Genomic DNA, 18,275 nt, shown 5'->3' on the forward strand with positions numbered 1-18,275 from the left:
ATACAAAATAACTTAAAAAACATGAATTAACCGTTTTTCAATTAGCAATTTGTTAACGCTCATTTTTCTATGTAACGTTTATTCCACTTGGAATTGCGAATAATCTTAATTGTTTATTGATGTTGTTTAAGTACGATTACCCATTATAATATTTTAGTAATTCAATAATCTTTTGTTTTGTAATTTCTTTTCCTTCTTTTATGCGTTCTGGTGTAACGATGTTTGGATGTGCTGAATCATTTCTAAGCTTCACGACAATATCTAATTTTAGTAAAAAGTCATTATTAAAAATGCTGTCCTCAAAATGTTTCTCCAGGTAATTTTTAAAGTCACGATATATTCTTCCTTCTCTTAGCAAGGAGCTTGCATCCTTAAATACCCTTTTCAAAACATATTCCATTGTTCCTAGCTCAAAGCGCCATTCAGTCTCATCATTTTTCAATTCTGTTGTAAAACGTTTAAGTGCCACTGCAAATCTCTTTGTTTGTATCTCATTAAAGTCTTTTTTGAATTTGGTTTGGACATTTGTTCCACATAATATTAAATATTTAATATATCCACTAAACATCTTTGTAAACAATTCTTTTTCCAACGTTTTACAATATGGCATAATAGCAGTAGATAAATCAAAGTCACTTGTCTCTTTATATTCTTGAAACAGAAGCTCTGCAGTGGGAAGAAATCTTTTAGATTCATCTTCTAGCTTATCCCAATAGGGTTTTATCCAATCTTGAACAAGAGGAATATAATATTCAATATCAGACTTTTCTATGAGTTGATTTATTTTTTCTTGTATTTTTTCAGTGATTGCTTCTTCATTAATACCTTCTAAATTTAGTTGATTTTTTATATCAACAACTGAAGTATTTAAAGTTATGAGCCTTGATTTTATATCATTTATATCTTCTATATTCTTCAGTAATTTTTTATACTCAATTACAGCCGTGTTACCTTTTATTTCAGAAACTTCATCATAGTCTTTTAGAAACTCTCTATAATTTTCTACTTCTTTAGAAAATGGATTTATCGTTACCCAATTTCTTTTCAAATTATGAGCTACTACTGGCAATTTTTGATCAGGATCATATGGTGCAAAGATCCAATCATTTTCATTTGTGACCATAGTAACTAAGTCAATAAAGTTTTCGGCCATCAAAGTAAAGGAACACTTCTCCTTAATATTAAAAAAACTACTCCAATTAGCTTTCCAAACTGAGGATTTTTCTCTTGGATTCTCCTTCAAGTAACTTTTTAAATATGCATTCTCTCCCTTAATTACTATCCGATTATCTTTAAATAATTCATTTAATTTATCTTGATTATATCTCCATTTTAAATTGCCGTTTGGCCTGATTCCTCTCCAAGTAAAATCAAATCGGCCCCTAGAATCCATAGGAAATACACGCATTAATGGGTCTAATCTATATCTATCTTTCTCATCTTTTAAGTTATATTGTTCTTTATAAGACTCAAATTTTTCGTAGACTTTATTTAATGTATAATCATTAGATTTTGAGTAAAAATATAACAATTCATGATTTATGGCTGGAGTCTTAATAAGCATCGGCCTCTTCCGCTTTTCAAGAGTTATTTGCATAACATATGAATTTGAGAAAACCTGATCCAACATGAGCTTATAATCTATTACTGAGTTTATAGGTGCTTTAAACACCAAAATTCCACAATCGTCTAGAATCCTTAAAGCGTTTTCTAATATTTTTGCAATAAAAGCTCCATATAAATCTAGCTCATTTTTTTGTCTCAAAGCTCTTCTATTTAAACGCTCTTCTTTTATTTCTTCAATGGAAATGTCTCTCTCTTTACACTTTTTTAGTTGAGCAAGATACCTTTTAATTTCTAAATTAGAATCTTCTTTTACCGTTTCTAAGCTATAGATGAAATCGTCCTTTCCTGTGAACCATGGTACATCTAAATATACAAAATTAAATTGGTTATCATTTATAGCTTCCATAATACTTATAACATCTTTATTGTAAATTAATGTATTCTTATTAAATTGCAACTGTATTTCTCTCCTTTCAATCAATAATTTTAATATCTCTTTTAAGTGAATCTTTACTAGAAGTTTATAAAATACAACTTAGAAAAGTCCTTAATGTATGCTGCCAATATTATAACATCATTTACCAACATTTTACTTTATTAGTAAATAACAATCCCCCAATCTAGTTACAGATAATTTTTGCTTACAAACAACAAAGAAAGCACTCCACTTCTTAGGATAATAAGACTGGAATACTTAAATCTGCTCCCCTGAAGTCTTTTGGAAAGCTAAATTCAATTTAATCACCTTTTATACGTTATTTTCCTCACTAAAACTTAACTCATCATTAATTATTTCTTCTTCTACTCTTTCAAATTCTTCGAACGCCTCATTCATAAATTTCCCAAGCGTTTTTATATATATTAAATTGTCAATTGAAGGTGTTGCATTAAGGTATGTTACTATAGTTTCGTACAATGTAAATATTTCCAGTTGCCCAGGGATTCTTAACCCTAAATTACTAGGCCCAAAAATATACGGTGGTGATTCTAGACCTTCTATATCTATTGTACCTAAACTATCAAACGTACCTAATGGACTTGAATGAATCTGATAATTTGCTTTCTGATAAAAAGATAGTGTTTCTTCATGATTCCTAACATGAATTTCTAAATCTTTAAAGTAAATGCGTCTGCTAAGACTATCAAATATTGGTCTTGCCCACTCGTAGTCAAATTTAAAACTATCTCCATATTTTTTTAAAAGATTTTTATAATTCTTTTTTAAATCTTTAAAGTAATTATCATTTGAATTGTTATACCATCTGCATTCTTTATATTCTTCAACTATTGATGCATCATTAAACCGAGTTAAAAGTTCATTCATAATTTTATCGTTATCGTAGTATTTTAAAAATATAAACAGAATAATTTTGGTTTCATGAGCTGTTCTCCAACGAGAAAGTGCTGCGTCAGCAAAACCTCCTTCTAAAAGATAATGTATTTCCTTTGCTAAAAGTATTTGTTTTGCAAGTAATTTCATGAATGTATAATATTTCAAAGAATGTTCAGATGTATTTTCATCTAATATCTTGATTTCATTTGATTTATTAATATCATTAGTACAAATCTCTTCCGTGATAATAATTAAACTATTAAATAATGCTAATGGCCTTATCCAACGCTGTTTAATACGTGATCTAAATTCAGTATGTATTAACCTTTCTAATTCCAAGGGTTCATACATATTGTCTTTCAAGATTTGATAAAAATTCTCTGCAATATTATTAAATAAGTCATCATCAAGTGAATTATGAATGGCTTGTGTCAAGATTTCTTCAGAAAGAGATTCGCCCTTTTCTTTATAATCCTCAATTATTTTTCCTAATGCCTTATTGAATAAACGCTCAAAAGATAGATTCATTCTATTACCCCCTCAATAAATGTTGATATATCAATGAGTTCTCGTATGTTTGAAATATCGCCTAGATTTATTCCTTATTTTATAAGTATTAGCCCTTAAAAAGAAGGATATCCTTTCCATTATAGCGAACTGTAATAGTAGATTCAAAATGTAAGCTATCATGAAAATATAACATCTAAGTTTTAGTAATATTTTATAAGCTACATGTACTAATGAATAAGTCTGAACAGGCTCGAATCCTGTAAAGCACACATATCAATATGGAGGGATTAAAAAATGAGGCAATTTAACAAGACCCAATCAGTAGCAGTAATTGGACCAGCACGAACAGGTAAAAGCTCATTAATAGCAATGTTTTCGGCAAATGAACGTGAAATTAGAAAAAGTATCTCGGGTGATGGTCTTGACAAGACAAAAAGTCTTATGCGCTTAGTGGTACATCGTGAGTTGGATAAAGAAAAAACTAAAGTACACCTTTCCATAATAAATGATTATGAAAATTTAGAAGTATTAGATCCTGAACTCTATAGACGAATTCAAGAAGCAGAGGAAGTAATCAAGAGTCCTATGAGTTTACAAGACAAGGTAAAATATTTAGTAGATGTCGAGGGGCTAAAATGGAGCCTTACTACTGAAATGTCTGAATGGGCGAAAAAAGTCATCCATGAGGACGTTTCTGAACTAGTAATATTTGATACAGAAGGAGTTGGACTAGATAATAATCCATACATTCCTATCGTAGATAATTATCTTCTTATAGTTTCGAGTAAGAATCGTTTGGAATTAATGAATTGTTTAAAAACGTTAGAAGATTATCTGATTTCTAGTAAAGTTACTTACCTTTTTGCAACTGCAGATGCAGAATATATAAATGATGTAGAATTTTTGGATTATAAACGCGATGAAGTAGATAATATTATGAACGATATTCAGAAAAAAGTAATTAATAAATTAATACCTAATGAAGCAATGGAGCAGCTTGATGCTTATCGATTAAGTTCTAATTATATTGTATACCCAAAATTTAGAGATGCTATTCGCGAAAATGGTAAGCTTGTAAAAGGTGTAGCTTCTGCAGTTGAAGCATCTAAAGGTGATTTCAAATTAGAAAGGTTTACAAGAGACTTAAAAATAAAGCTATCTAATCCTAATAATTTAGATACGAAATTAAAAGAATTAGAATCCCTGAGTGTTGAAGAACGTGAAAATATTATTGCATCAATTAAAGAAATTTTATTTGGCGGTCTAAAAAGTGAATTGGGTATATCCAAAAATAATGAACCCCTTACACTCGAAAAGATAGAACGTATTCTTATTAAAGATAGAAATGAAGATATAGATTTTGTGAAAAAAGAGAAATATATTACAAAAGGCCGGACTAGAACATACGACTATACTTCACTTCCATATAAAATTCCTGAATATTTAAAGAATGATGCTAAAGATATAGCGAATGCTCTCAAACAAGAGCTAGAGAAAATGTATGAAAATAATCATAATTTTGAAGCTGGGATACTTGTATTAATTATTCGAGATCTTGTTTCACATAATTTTAATTTTGATCCGATACAAAATGGACACCATTGGGATGAATTCCCACGAAATCTACAATCTATCTACTCACGTCTTTATGTGCCTCTATTAGTTTCAACATCAGATAACCGTGACTATGTTTTTAAACTGGAGAATTACGGTATTAATAGTGGATCATGGAATTATACTACTAGTGGTGAACGCTTGGAGAAAATACGTGAAATAGTTCTGTTTGCTAAGGACTTATATCAGACAGACAACTTTTGGGCAAACAATATCGAAGAGTTAGTTCGAAACTATGCTATAAGTATTTATAGAATTGCCATCGCAATTCAACTGTTTTCAAAACACGGTTATAGCTTATTTGAAGAACAAAAAGCATGACAAATAAAAGCGGATACTTATGAAATTACACACAAACAAGTGAAATGTACCGCGCTTTTAGAAATGTCTATAGAACTGATTGCTAATTGAATATTACTTTTTGACTTAGTTTTACTGATTTAAGCTAGTCTGTACAAGCGTAAATAAAATAACTTTTTCGTTTGTATTTAGTGTTAAAACTACCATATGTATGCCTTACTAAAAAAGAACCCCAAAACTAGCACATTTAAAAACATGCTAGTTTTGGGGTTCCCTTATTTATATATTTCACCATGACCAAATAAAAAACTCATAAACGATATTCAACGGTAATTATACAGTAATTAATCGAATTTATTTTAATCTACATACATTACTATGTAGAATGTACATTTACAAATTATTTAAAATACTAAAAGGTACTTTTGATTATTTTGTTGATAATGCATCAACAAAATTTTGACGTAAGTAAGCAAAGTAACCTTCAATATCTAATTGAGCAAACGGATTAGGATTATTTATTTGCGCATTTTGGCAAATAATTTTTTTGAACGAATGGATATTTATCATAGTATTATTAAATATAGATTCACGTTCAAAATACTTTAATGATAAAATTTCAAAAATTTTAACACTTAGATTATAAATATCTAGAAACGTATTTAAATCAACTTTTACTCTTTCAATTTCCTCTTGCTTACCTATATCATAATGTGCGATTTTACTGTTTCTTAAAAGACCTATGCTATTTTGATCGCTAATCCTTTCGAATTCTTTGAATAGTGGTTTAACTTCTCTTAGTTTATTGCGTATAATATTTTTGGTCTCTTCAGTGTTTAAATGTTTAGAATTAACTAGGGCCTTCAAATAAGATAATCCACCATTCTTTTTAGAAGCAAGATTTGCATTGTCTAATACCAATTTATATGTCGTTAAAATCATAGAATCAACGGTATTAGTAATAAAAAGATTAAGAAACGTCAAGTCCCATGGAAAAACTCCGTTACTCTTAAATTCTTCATTAATAAAATGTACTATTTTTTCCATATAAACTAGGTTTGTATGGAATAGTTTCAGATCAGATTGAATAGACTCTAACACCTGCACAAATTCACCATGATATTCATTTGATAAAAGATTTATATAATAATCTTCTATTTTTAAACTCTCATTGGAAAATTGAGCATTTTTGTCCTGCTGCATTTTTTCATACATCTCCATTTCCTCATCATAAGACATAAATATCACCTACCATATTATGATTCGTTAGCATAAAAAAGCACCCTCTTAAATTGATACTTCTATCGTGCTAGTGTTGCCTGGGTGTTTATATGCGTTATTTGGTTGAGAGCTTACTATAAAAAACATGCAAAGTATAATTGCTCTCTTCTTTCAAATATTTAGATAAAAGCAGAAGTACTATCTAGTAATTTTCTATACGGTACTTCTGCTTAAAACAATAATACTTAAAGGTATTTTAAGTTAATAATTCCTCAAAAAATCCAACCTGAACATCAGGCGTAATGTTTAACAATAAACGACAATCAAGTAGCTGATTACCCCATTCACATGACGTTTCTGATACGTGCGCAGAACTATGACATGCAGCGGCATTGGCGTATAAATTGAATTGGAACTTTCCATCTGAGCAATTTGGATTGGAAGAACAGTGCTGCATGCGCTCAATGGCACGTAGCACAATCGGGTATAATACATCAGGCTGCGCAAGTGCTGTTAAACCACCTAAACTACCTTCTGAATCCCCATATGCATTATAAATGAACACACCGTGCATTGATTGGTCCACATATAAGCGTTCCTTTAGCGAAGTCGTTGCGTAACCTGAATGTGCTGCAAGTTCCTTTAATAACACATGGCTAAATGTATGCAGTAATAAGTGGCGTCCTAACAACGGCAATGGGTCTTTATCAAACTCATCCCGGTGATTGTTATATTTTTCAATGATTTCTTTCGTAAGTGTTTCATTGTTCCCACTTATGAAGCTTTTGTGCATCGAACACAAAGAAAATCCCTTCGCCGTAATTTCGAACAGCTGGTAGCCAGTTATTTTTCGGATACTGAGTTACGCGATTTATATGTACATCGCTTTCTTCGAAACGATCGATGTAATCAATGCGGCTAAACCCTTTTAAGACTTGTACTTCTGGTACCGAGTCTACGCGATTAATGGCAGAAAAATACGGTTGTAATGCTGGGTAGATATCGACGCTTTCAGATTTATAACGAATGGCTGTGTCGTTAAAGTACGGCTGAATGAGTGTATTCCATTCTTGTTTTCGAATCGATTCAAACGTTGGTTCCGCGCTCAGTTCGTTTCCAAGTAGTAATTGCTCTAATTTAGGCATGCTCTCCCCAGCCAAATGATAACGCTTTGAATAGAGCTAACATTATATTTATTATTAAAGATACACACAAAAGTATGAAAACCAACCCAATTTTACCATTACCTTTGTTAACAAGAGAAGCTATATTATATATAATATAAAAAATACATAAAAAATGAAATCATAGACATCGTACGTATATCAAATGGAACAAAATTGGAGATTACTTAAAATTTGAAATTGAACTTTCAAAATCCCCACCAAACTGCTGCTTCTTTCAAGCCTTCAATAAACTTTTCTAAGGTTTGAATGGTAATCTTCCTATCCCCTCTTTCAACCCCAAAAATACGTAGTTTGCAGTCAGCATCTTTCAGCTTATTCTTATTGATTGAGTTTTCCAATTTAAGTATTTATTTAATGTTGCCACCAAATAATTTTACTAAACTATCCACAAAATCATTTTATGATAATAAAAAAATTGATAAGGAGAAATACTCCATATCAACTTTTTTTCTTTTGTTAAGATAAGGTATCAAGCAGCTTAGTTTGTTCACACTTATGAATAATTTTCATAAATATTGGACAAATCTACATTAAACGATAATTAGCATTATTTAAACGAATAATCCCCTTTTGAACGATAAATTATAGGAACCATCCGATAATTAGAAAATTGTGACCAAGGTATTTATATTATGTAAACTAAAATTATTTGGCAAGGAGGATTTGGATACGTCAACTACCCATAAGCTGTTGTATATGGACAAAACTGTGTCTCCTCTTTAGTGAATTTGTTTAATTGGCAAGATTTATACTGCATATACTGTTTAAGGTAACTCCAATTCCACACGTTTTGAAGCTTCTTCATTATCTGATAAATAAACTGTTATTGAACGAACTTGTTCGTAGCCAGTTGCCATTAAAAATGTTGGAGCGCGTCCATAACTTTTAGCTCCGACTATATAGAAGTCCTTTTCTGGTTGGCGCAGAATTTTTTCTCCATGCGCTCTTACTGTGCCACAACTATGCTTCACCACCATAGGCTTCTGCTACAAATTTTTTACGCATAATCCACACTAGCTTTGTTGCAGTATTCTCTGCTTGTAATTCAGCGAGTACCAATAATGTATTACTAGCCGAATGACCACCACCAATAACTGCAATTTACTTATTGACATATCTCTTAGTCTTCTTATTAATGTATAGGATACCATATTCAATGTGATCTACTAATGCTTTTTCATTTTATAGCCATCCCCCTTTAGAATTTGCTGGGTTTGGATTTCCCCATGCACCCGTTGCATAACAGCTCTCGCTTCAATAATCAGGAAATCTTAGTAAAAGATGTTTACAAACAACTTAAAGAAAGATATACTTACGAAGTAAACAAAAAATTCTTAAGGAGGTCGAATGAAATGATCGTTATCGTTAAATTGATTTCATTGGTAGCTACAACTTCAGTAAAAATGAAAATCACACATTCGACCAGATCGGAATGGATCGCTTAAGTTTTTTGTAATTAAGCATACCCATACCGCAGGGAGAAGTGTGCCCCTGCGGTATTTTTGTGCCTTTTTTTACCGTAGAGGAGTCTCTCTACGGTTTTTTTCATTTTTCATGGTAATTTAAGGAGGTGATAATAAATGATATTAAACATTTTTGCTCTCACGATAACTATTACAAAACGTAAGATCTCTCGTGAGCAAGCACTTCATAATGAAAATGTGAAAAAAATCTTTGAAGAGAACCAAAGAAAAATTGAAAGTTATATTCGTATTCGTCAATATTAATTTTGTTAATTAAAAAACAAGAAAGGTGGGAATTGAAATGATTTATATGATTAAAAGACGTCATGCAGTTTTATGGCTGGAGAAAGACACAACCACCAGATGAAGTAATATAAAGTGACAATTAATCACAGTAAAGCAACCCGTTCTAATCTAGGACGGGTTGCTTTAGGAGTCACTTTTTAAGCGATGTTTTATACATACAACTTGATGTAATTTAAGAAAATGCTGAATTACAATGTTAGGGAAATTCTAATTCTAAAAAGCGGAATTCCTCGATACTAAAATTGAACTTGGCATTTTTTATCTTAATTCCATTATTCCGTTAGCCATCCATGTAGCGCAAAAACAGCGCCCCATTGTGGAAGATCCTAAGCAGATGTCTTCTTAAATTAAAGCCCTCGTTAGTTTAAGATAGTACATAATTATAATAAGGTTCACCTTCTTTTCTTAATGTAATTAGTTTCTATATATATATCCTTACCAGCGATTTATCGCTATTTTCATTAAGACAACGTATAATAAGAGAAGCAGAAGAAAAAGAATTCATTTTTCCTCTAGTTAAAAAAAGAGGTGCAATTATTTGAAACAGTTTGAAACAGCATTACCTGAGCAGTATGAAACATTAAAAAAACAGGCAAATTATACGTCTAGCTGGCGAGAGCGTTTAGACGCAGTCGAAAAGTTATCGGCTTATCAACATGACAAAATCATAGATTTATTAATAAATCGTATGCAACATGATACTGTCTACAAGGTGCAAGTAGCAGCCTATGAAGCACTTGCGGCGCTTGGCGAAGACGTAGAGAAGCCATCACCTGCACGTTTTGATATTATTAAAGGAACAGACAAAATTTTCCTGCGGGTTAAAAAGAGCTTGCCGAAGGATCATACAGTGGCAGACTTTGCGGATAAACTAAAACGTATGCGTTTAGATGTCTTTGATGCGTATGAAGGCGATAAAGGTGTACAATTTATGAACTGGTTAGAGGAACGTTGGGCAAAATTGTAATCAGTAGTTTTGCGATTTATGAAGGAAAGTCATTCTCTCCACTTGTGGAGGGAATGGCTTTTTCTTATCTTACGCTGCGGTTCATCGAAACTAATATTAACTTGTATTACTTCTTTTCTTTGATCATCTATCTTCTTTATTGTTTAATGATAAAACAAACACCTTATTAAACTAATTTGCTCCTTTAATTTAAGTGAAAATCTTCACAATTTCATTACTCCATAACAATTTTCTTTAAATATGTTACTCAAGAAAATTGTTATGGAGTAACAAGTTAAACAACACTCTTCAACTAAACTGCCCCGTTAGTACAATAATAAAGAAAAAGATGGTTGCCTACCCTACCCTACCCAACTTGAAGTCGTTGCTAGTTCAAAAAATGTTGGCAGATGACATTTAAAATTTTCTTAGAAATTAATCAAATAGCCTCCATTTTTAGAGAGCTATTATTTATCAATATATTAAAAAAGGGTAACCTATCACCCATAGAACCCTTCCAATTTCTTTTTACAACCATTTTATTCAGATAACATACTCTGCATAATTACTATCGTAGCCCTTTGCATAAAAAGCTGTAGAAACAATATTCAAAGGAAAATCCAAGAAATGTTGGTTTAATAGCATTTCTTGGATTTCGGTTTCTTTCCAAACTTTCATTTGATATTGTTATTAAACGTTTACTAGTGGATAAAAATTATTAATCTTACCAATCAAGCAAACTAAAAGGACTGTCTCCGTTGAAGAAGTATCATTTAAATGCAATGATTCAACTACTTTTTAATATTTATTACTTTGTATCCAATAAATAAAATTAAAAACCAAACTGGGGCGACATATAGAGCAACACGCATATCTGGAATAAACGCCATTAACACAATAACCATTAATAAGAACGTAATGGCAATGTACGTAGAAAGTGGATAAAGCGGAATTTTGAATTTCAGTTCAGCTACTTCCTCTTTCGTTTTTGACTTTCTAAATTTCAATTGTGCTAATAAAATAATCATCCAGCTTGTAATGACTGCAACCGTCGCAACAGCAGAAATATAGATAAACACTTTTTCAGGTACTATATAGTTTAAGACAACCGCCATTAATAATACCGCTGAAGAAAATAAAACTCCTCTATGCGGACTACCGTTTTTGCTTACTGTTTTAAAATATTTCGGACCATTTTTTTGTACCGATAAGTTGTGTAGCATACGCCCTGAACCGTATAAACCACTATTAAATGCAGACATTGCTGCTGTAATAACAACAAAGTTAATAATGTGAGCCGCAGCAGGGATGCCGACATAATCGAAAATTTGAACGAACGGGCTACCTTCTGAACCAACTTCGTTCCAAGGATAAATAACCATCATAACGCCTAATGCACCAATATAGAAAATTAAAATACGCCAAACGATATTGTTAATAGCTGAAGGAATGGATTTGCTAGGATTTTTAGCTTCGCCTGCAGAAATACCAACTAATTCAACCCCACCAAATGAGAACATAACCAATACTAGTGACATTAAAATACCATGGAAACCGTTTGGCATGAAGCCACCGTGTGCCCATAAATTATCGAAGCCAATTGCTTCACCATGGTTGCCAACACCGAAGAAAATAATGGCTAATCCTAGAACGATCATACCGATAATCGCAACAACTTTAATCATCGCAAACCAGAATTCGAATTCTCCGTAAGCTTTTACATTTGCTAGGTTTACAAGCGTCATAATAACAAGGACTACAAGAGCAGTTACCCATTGTGGAATATCAGGGAACCAGTAGTTAATGTATACACCGACTACTGTTAATTCTGCCATGCCAACGACAATCCACATGAACCAATACGTCCAACCGGATAAGAACCCCGCAAAGCGTCCTAAATATTTATTCGCGTACGTGCTGAACGAGCCTGATACTGGTTCCTCTACTGCCATTTCTCCTAATGCACGCATAATTGTGAAAATAACTAATCCACCAATTAAATAAGCTAGTAGAATAGATGGTCCAGCCATTTGAATTGTTGAACTAGAGCCATAAAATAAACCGACCCCAATGGACCCACCAAGTGCAATTAATTGCATGTGACGAGTACTTAATCCGCGCTTTAGCTGTGAATCTTGATGATTATCTTTCATAATGTCTTACTCCTAATACGTTTAGATTTTCAAATACTTGCTCAAAAAAGGAATAAAAAAACGCCCTTTTGGATTAACCAAAAGGACGATTCAACTCGTGTTACCACCTTTAATTTATAAGCAATTCACATTACTTACCTTAAGAAGTACGGTCATTTGACGATACTCTCGCACATGATTACGGGTGCTTACCGACGTAGCCTACTTAGAATAATCTTTTCGGTACGCAGCTCCAAGATGAATTCCCAATCGTTTTACATGCACCTCTCATCAACCGGTAACTTTCTGTTCGTAAAAATAATTGATACTATTTCTTTTCATAGCCTTTGCTCTATACAAATATTTTTGAATTATTTTTCATTTTACACAAAAAAAATATTTTGTCAATAAAATTTTTAAATTAAAGCTATAAAGCATAATATAACAAGAATATTTGATATGAATCATACATATATTGATTTTAATATTTCATTAAAACAGAAGTCTATTATGATCCTAAGAAGGATTTATAATAATATATGCGAGAATTATCTATAAAGATAGGATGATGACAATTATTGAAAAATCGGTTCTTGCTATGGTTATTTTACGTGTATTGTCTGGAAGTATTGAAGTAAGTGCTGGCTTATTGATGCTAAAGTTGAATAATTTAGAAAAAGCATTCTATATTAATACAATGCTTGCATTGGTTGGTCCAACAGCTTTAATCGTAACGACAGCAATTGCACTATTTGGACTAGCTGATAAAATTCCTGTGACGAGAATCATTTGCTTATTTACGGGAATAACACTTATTATTATTAGCTCACATATTAAGTAATATAGACATTCCGCGTTCTAATGCTAATTAAACTCTTTCTTACAAACATCACATTTATGAGGCATACCTTTTCGCCCTTTTTAAACAATATCTTTTAGATTATTTAGTTTGCTGTAGCGTGTGACGACGCTGCGTTTTTTTTTATGTATAAGTAACCACTACCTGCACAAATTTATATTAAGTGTATCGCACGCACTTATTCGGTTGTGGCGTTGGTTGACCGCCACAACCTCCCTCATTCAGGGTCACCGTAACTCAGTGACCCTTTTCTAATTTCTATTGTCAGATTGTTTAGTAACATTACACTGCATCAGGCAGTTTTCTACTTGAATAAAGAATGCATCTATAAAGCAATTTCTTTCGGCTTAACATCGATCAACAATATTTCTTGACCTCTACCCATGTTGATAAATAAGTTCTTCTATCTTTGTTTTTGTCAGTTGTACTCTGCCTTGCCTAGTTCCAAAAACCCCTTAAATTATCGATTGCCAGTAAATTGAACTTTTGTCTGACTATTACCTTTATACACAACTCTTCTAGCGCTTCTCTTCTTTGCTGCATCAGCTTCGCTAATCGTGCCTATTATACTTTACTTCATTACCAAACAACGCTTGCCTCAGCTCTAAAAAATGATGAAATTTGATTTTCTATACCCCTAATTTTTTTGATTCCGTATATTGCAGAAGTAATTTTAGAAGTAACAAATGTTTATTACGTTACCACCATATAAGAATATAGAATCTAAGGATTAAATTTCCACTCCAAAGACAATTTGTCCAAGACTTATTGTCTTTAAATAAAAAAGCCCAAAACTATTAGTCCATTGTTAAGATAAATAGTTTTGGACAAAATATTTAACAATCCTTACAAATTGCTCATGTACTACTCTTTTATAAACAACTATGAATTAACGGATTCGAGCCTTACGGAATCCATCGAAGATACTGAGTGTTGCAGATAAAATGAATACGATGATGACGCCGACGACTATCCATATTTCCAATTGCTTAGTTGTTATGGTAAATAATTTACTCATGTACGTTATAAATTCTTGGTTCATTAAATTTGGATTGCTTAAGATAACAATGAATACAATGGTTGCGAAAAGCTCAACAATAGTATTAAAGATTGCCATTTTTTTCGTCCATTGTCCTTTCAATAATTTGTAGAGAGCTAACCCAATTTCGAGAGCGATGACAGCGATAACAATTGGCCAATAACGAAGTAAAACATCCTGATTGAAAGCTGGCATTACGAAGTTGAGGCCATCACCACCGCCTTCATATATACCTACAAGGTGATTTGCATAAAAATAAAGAGTTGCCCAAATCGCCGTCCACATTAAATAGCCAAATACTTCAAGCTTCGTAATCGCTTTTTTCTTTGGAATATAAATAATGTTTTTCAAATCTTCAGGGGTCCATTTTGTTAGGTTTGCTGACAACGGATGCTGATCTTTTCCTTTATCTGTTCGTTCAATAATGACGAATACGAGTGTTAGCCAGAAAAAGACATGTATTCCTACTTCGATGATTCTCCATATTCCTTCACCCATAATCGTGAGGACGGCATTAATAATCACTTCTTCCCCACCAAAACCAATAAAGTATTCGGCAATAATCGAAATTAACGCAATGACAGCGGCAATTGGGACAATCATTTTTAATAACGATAAATATACATCAAAATAGTGTGGACCAATTAAATGCATTGGTTGATCTCGATAACCACTCGCTAATGCTGCTGGGTTCCCTAATTTTTCAAGTACATCCTTTACATCATCCTCACTGTAATCGTCAGGTAGCATATCCTCAATGGTTGATCGTAACTCAAGTGCGATATCCTCACGATTTTTTTCAGGCAGCCTCCGAGTGACCTCTTGAATATAAATCTCAGTCAGATTCATCTTGATCATCATCTCCTTGTAATAACTCATAAAGTTCTTTTGAATTGTTAATCCATTCTCTTTTTAATTGCAAAAATACCTCTAATCCATAGTCACTTAATACATAATACTTACGCGGTCTACTCTCTGATGTATCCCAGCTGCTCGTCACTAACTCTTGTTTTTCTAAACGGCGAAGCAATGGATATAAGGTACTTTGATCGATGTTAATGCCCGCTTCCTCTAATAATTGAACAAGTGAATACCCATACTGGGGTGTTCGTAATTGACTTAAAACGGCTAATGTCAGCGTTCCTCTCCTAAGTTCTGTCGTTAATGAATTCAGTAACGTACTCATTCACTCACCTCAATTCCACTTACTATATGACATACACTGTATAACTTATACTATGTATCGTACACTATTATTGTTACAACAACAAGCAAATTCAAATACCCTTGTAAGAAATAACATGAAAATGATTTAAAAGAGTGCATAAAAACAATGTTTATATTCTTTGTTAAGAAAACTAAAAAAGCCCAATTTCTCTGAATTGTAGGAGAGAAATTGGGCTTTGACTGCTACACAAAACTTGCCGAACTGTTGCATAAGATAGTCGAGCTTAGTTTAAAATGATCAGTCCTTATATAAAATTATAGAAATGATAGATAAATAGCATACGTGATTCGGATCGTCCTGGCTTCATCTAGTCAATATTAAACATTTTTGTGGAAGTCCATAGTTAGTTCAGTGTGATAGCAAACTCCGAGTTCGGCGCACCAGCAAATACAACCGTTCCATTCTTCGGTAGCTTTACTTTGTTATTGCCGCTTACAACGGTAAAATTCACGCATACGCCCTTCTCATCATAAACCGCAAACGAACTGTTCGATGACAATTCCACGTTCATTGTTTTCCCAGCTATCGCTTGTGGGATCGTAAACCATTTCGCATGTCCTTTTGCTTGCAAAGTTACTTTGGATGACTGCCCTGTATAAAGCGGTTTTACGTTAGTTCCACTTACATATAAAAATCCGGACATTTCCATATATTCATTCCCGCCTTCCGTATAGAAACGAGTCTCTGTCATATCACGGCCATTCATCACTGGGATTTGAAGCTGATGCGCCGACATGTTTGGACCTATAATTTTTCTGCCCTCCCAATAGCCCGCTAGGTCTTCCTGACGATTAATTTGTTTGGTAAGCAGCATTGGTACGAGATATTGAGCAGAACTATATTTTTCGTTCACAAGATAGAACTTCACGCCCTCCCGTTTCTTCCATGCAGCAGCAGTCTCCTTCGATAGTACATTGTCTTCAAGCTTCTCAGCTAAATATTGAGTCATCGCAACTTGCCCAAAACCTGGTGCTGTTTGATAGGTGCTCTCTTTTAAATAAGTACGTCCGTTCTTCTCAGTGACAAAGTTGAGCTTGGATGTACCCTCCTCATTAATAAAGCTTCCGTCCGCAGTATATACATACTTTTCTTCGGGATTAAGGGATAAGAACAGTTTTCCGTTCTTCATAATTTCAAGTTTGAAATGACTGAAACTATTCCCGTAAAAGCCTGCTTTCTCTACTAAATCTTGAGGCATCTGAGTCGTTACTGGCTTGCCAAAGGATTTGTTTGGCTTAATATCCTTAATTGTGCCCTTCTCTTTAAGTGCAGCAAGCAGTAAGTCAGTCGCCATCAGTTGATTAGTAACACTACTACCGCTGGATGACACCACAGCAGCGGCCATCTTCTGTTCTGGTAGAACGACCAGTGTCGCATGTTGTAATATTGTGTCACCGCCCTTAGCCAAACCCTTTATCCCATATTCACTAAATGGATATAGTTTCACACTATCCCATCCAAGACCATAGTTGAAAATATTATCTCCATCCTCTGGCCACATTCCTTTTTTATATTCCTCTTGCTCCATAGCCTTGACTGCCTTCTCAGAGAGAATCTCTTTTCCCAGTCCCATAAACAATTGTGAGAACCTTACCATATCTTCTGCTGTCGAAGAAATCCCTCCCGAACCAATCAAATTCACTGATTCAATAGGAAGTTGCCCTTGATAGGATGGAAAATAAAGTTCAGCCCGTTTATCGTCTGCCCATTTATCCTGCGATGTTTTCGTATTATTGAGCTCTAGGGGCTCTGTAAAACGTTGATGTAGAAATTCGGTGAAGCTCATACCGCTAACTCTTTCCACCAAAATCTCGGCCAGCGTATAGCCGTCATTACAGTATACTGAGAACGCGCCAGGGTCTGCCTTTAAGCTCTGGTTTGACAACTGCTGTAACAAGGTATCATGGACATAGGTATCATTATCTTTAAATAAAATTGCATTACTATACACAGTTCCTTGTAAGCCGGAGGAATGGTTCAACAGCATACGCGGTGTAATGCGTTTGTATCGTTCATCCTTCATCTTAAAATCAGGAAGATAGTTAACAACAGGAGTATCTAAATCGACTTTTCCTTCATCGACCAATTTCATCATAGCCGCTGCTGTATACACTTTACTGACCGATCCAATTCCATATTGGGTATCTTTGGTTAGAGACTGTTCCCCTTTTAAATTGTCCTTGCCTTTCTGTCCCGACAAAATTAGCTTGCCATTATCAATTAACGCATATTGCACGCTAGCCGTCCCATAGGATTCCGTGAGTAGCGTAGCCTTCTCTGCTGCAATCTTCTCCAGTTTTTGATTAGCTACAACTTGATTAGCTACAACTGTAGTCTTATTGTTAGAAAACGCCATTGCCCCTGTTGGCAGGAACATCGTTAGCGCTAATGTAGCAGCTAATACCCCAGATAGTTTACTTTTCATAACAGAATTTCCTCCTTAGATAAGCAATTGATTTCATCGCTTACGGTTATTTGGACCAAAGAGTTCTCTTTGTTGTCCTTATTAGCAGTATACTTCAATAAAACCAAATTTAGGAAAAATAAAGTAAACAAAAGGGAAAATTTATA

At 33.4% G+C, this 18,275-nt stretch carries 13 protein-coding genes, 1 pseudogene and 1 other annotated feature; of the genes and pseudogenes, 4 read left to right on the forward strand and 10 right to left on the reverse strand.

Annotated features, from left to right (window positions below):
• Window positions 1-136: 136 nt before the first annotated feature.
• Both AC6BKE_RS19240 and AC6BKE_RS19245 read right to left on the reverse strand, forming a co-directional pair.
• Window positions 137-2,023 carry a site-specific DNA-methyltransferase gene (locus tag AC6BKE_RS19240; protein ID WP_340811141.1) on the reverse strand — a complete coding sequence of 629 codons (1,887 nt, stop codon included), beginning with the start codon at window positions 2,021-2,023 and terminating at the stop codon, window positions 137-139.
• Between the two features lie 291 nt (window positions 2,024-2,314).
• Window positions 2,315-3,427: a DUF5677 domain-containing protein gene (locus AC6BKE_RS19245; protein WP_499857716.1), complete on the reverse strand. Its 1,113-nt coding sequence runs from the start codon at window positions 3,425-3,427 to the stop codon at window positions 2,315-2,317.
• A 276-nt stretch (window positions 3,428-3,703) separates the two neighbouring features.
• On the opposite strand from AC6BKE_RS19245, the gene AC6BKE_RS19250 reads away from it, so the two are divergent.
• Window positions 3,704-5,344: a hypothetical protein gene (locus tag AC6BKE_RS19250; protein WP_340811143.1), complete on the forward strand. Its 1,641-nt coding sequence runs from the start codon at window positions 3,704-3,706 to the stop codon at window positions 5,342-5,344.
• A 408-nt stretch (window positions 5,345-5,752) separates the two neighbouring features.
• On the opposite strand, the gene AC6BKE_RS19255 is transcribed toward AC6BKE_RS19250, so the two are convergent.
• The 4 genes and pseudogenes from AC6BKE_RS19255 to AC6BKE_RS19270 form a co-directional block, all read right to left on the reverse strand.
• Window positions 5,753-6,562: a hypothetical protein gene (locus AC6BKE_RS19255; RefSeq protein WP_499857718.1), complete on the reverse strand. Its 810-nt coding sequence runs from the start codon at window positions 6,560-6,562 to the stop codon at window positions 5,753-5,755.
• Between the two features lie 238 nt (window positions 6,563-6,800).
• Window positions 6,801-7,337 carry a Zn-binding domain-containing protein gene (locus AC6BKE_RS19260; protein WP_499857720.1) on the reverse strand — a complete coding sequence of 179 codons (537 nt, stop codon included), beginning with the start codon at window positions 7,335-7,337 and terminating at the stop codon, window positions 6,801-6,803.
• A complete protein-coding gene (locus AC6BKE_RS19265; protein ID WP_340811146.1) occupies window positions 7,306-7,689 on the reverse strand; it encodes a hypothetical protein in 384 nt (127 codons plus the stop codon). Before AC6BKE_RS19265 ends, AC6BKE_RS19260 begins: the two co-directional genes overlap by 32 nt.
• 774 nt (window positions 7,690-8,463) lie before the next feature.
• Window positions 8,464-8,970, reverse strand: a pseudogene (locus tag AC6BKE_RS19270) (flavoprotein); the annotation flags it as partial.
• Window positions 8,971-9,311: 341 nt separating this feature from the next.
• On the opposite strand from AC6BKE_RS19270, the gene AC6BKE_RS19275 reads away from it, so the two are divergent.
• Entirely contained in the window at window positions 9,312-9,458 is a 147-nt protein-coding gene (locus tag AC6BKE_RS19275; RefSeq protein ID WP_080717122.1) for a YrzI family small protein, read from the forward strand.
• A gap of 580 nt (window positions 9,459-10,038) precedes the next feature.
• Window positions 10,039-10,467 carry a HEAT repeat domain-containing protein gene (locus AC6BKE_RS19280; protein WP_036126241.1) on the forward strand — a complete coding sequence of 143 codons (429 nt, stop codon included), beginning with the start codon at window positions 10,039-10,041 and terminating at the stop codon, window positions 10,465-10,467.
• Window positions 10,468-11,237: 770 nt separating this feature from the next.
• Here AC6BKE_RS19280 and AC6BKE_RS19285 read toward each other — a convergent pair.
• The gene (locus AC6BKE_RS19285) at window positions 11,238-12,599 is read right to left on the reverse strand and encodes an amino acid permease (protein WP_340811148.1); all 1,362 of its coding nucleotides are present in this window, start codon (window positions 12,597-12,599) and stop codon (window positions 11,238-11,240) included.
• 78 nt (window positions 12,600-12,677) lie between these two features.
• Window positions 12,678-12,929, reverse strand: a binding site (T-box leader).
• Between the two features lie 214 nt (window positions 12,930-13,143).
• On the opposite strand from AC6BKE_RS19285, the gene AC6BKE_RS19290 reads away from it, so the two are divergent.
• Window positions 13,144-13,419, forward strand: a complete 276-nt coding sequence (locus AC6BKE_RS19290; RefSeq protein ID WP_058843557.1) for a YqhV family protein — start codon at window positions 13,144-13,146, stop codon at window positions 13,417-13,419.
• Between the two features lie 907 nt (window positions 13,420-14,326).
• On the opposite strand, the gene AC6BKE_RS19295 is transcribed toward AC6BKE_RS19290, so the two are convergent.
• From AC6BKE_RS19295 to AC6BKE_RS19305, 3 genes are all read right to left on the reverse strand, one after another.
• Window positions 14,327-15,325: an HAAS signaling domain-containing protein gene (locus tag AC6BKE_RS19295; RefSeq protein ID WP_499857726.1), complete on the reverse strand. Its 999-nt coding sequence runs from the start codon at window positions 15,323-15,325 to the stop codon at window positions 14,327-14,329.
• Window positions 15,312-15,662: a PadR family transcriptional regulator gene (locus AC6BKE_RS19300; protein WP_036126229.1), complete on the reverse strand. Its 351-nt coding sequence runs from the start codon at window positions 15,660-15,662 to the stop codon at window positions 15,312-15,314. Before AC6BKE_RS19300 ends, AC6BKE_RS19295 begins: the two co-directional genes overlap by 14 nt.
• A gap of 385 nt (window positions 15,663-16,047) precedes the next feature.
• Window positions 16,048-18,129, reverse strand: coding sequence for a serine hydrolase domain-containing protein (locus AC6BKE_RS19305; RefSeq protein WP_036126227.1), 2,082 nt, complete (start codon window positions 18,127-18,129; stop codon window positions 16,048-16,050).
• Window positions 18,130-18,275: the final 146 nt, after the last annotated feature.

It is taken from the genome of Lysinibacillus sp. COL-1, assembly GCF_059814265.1.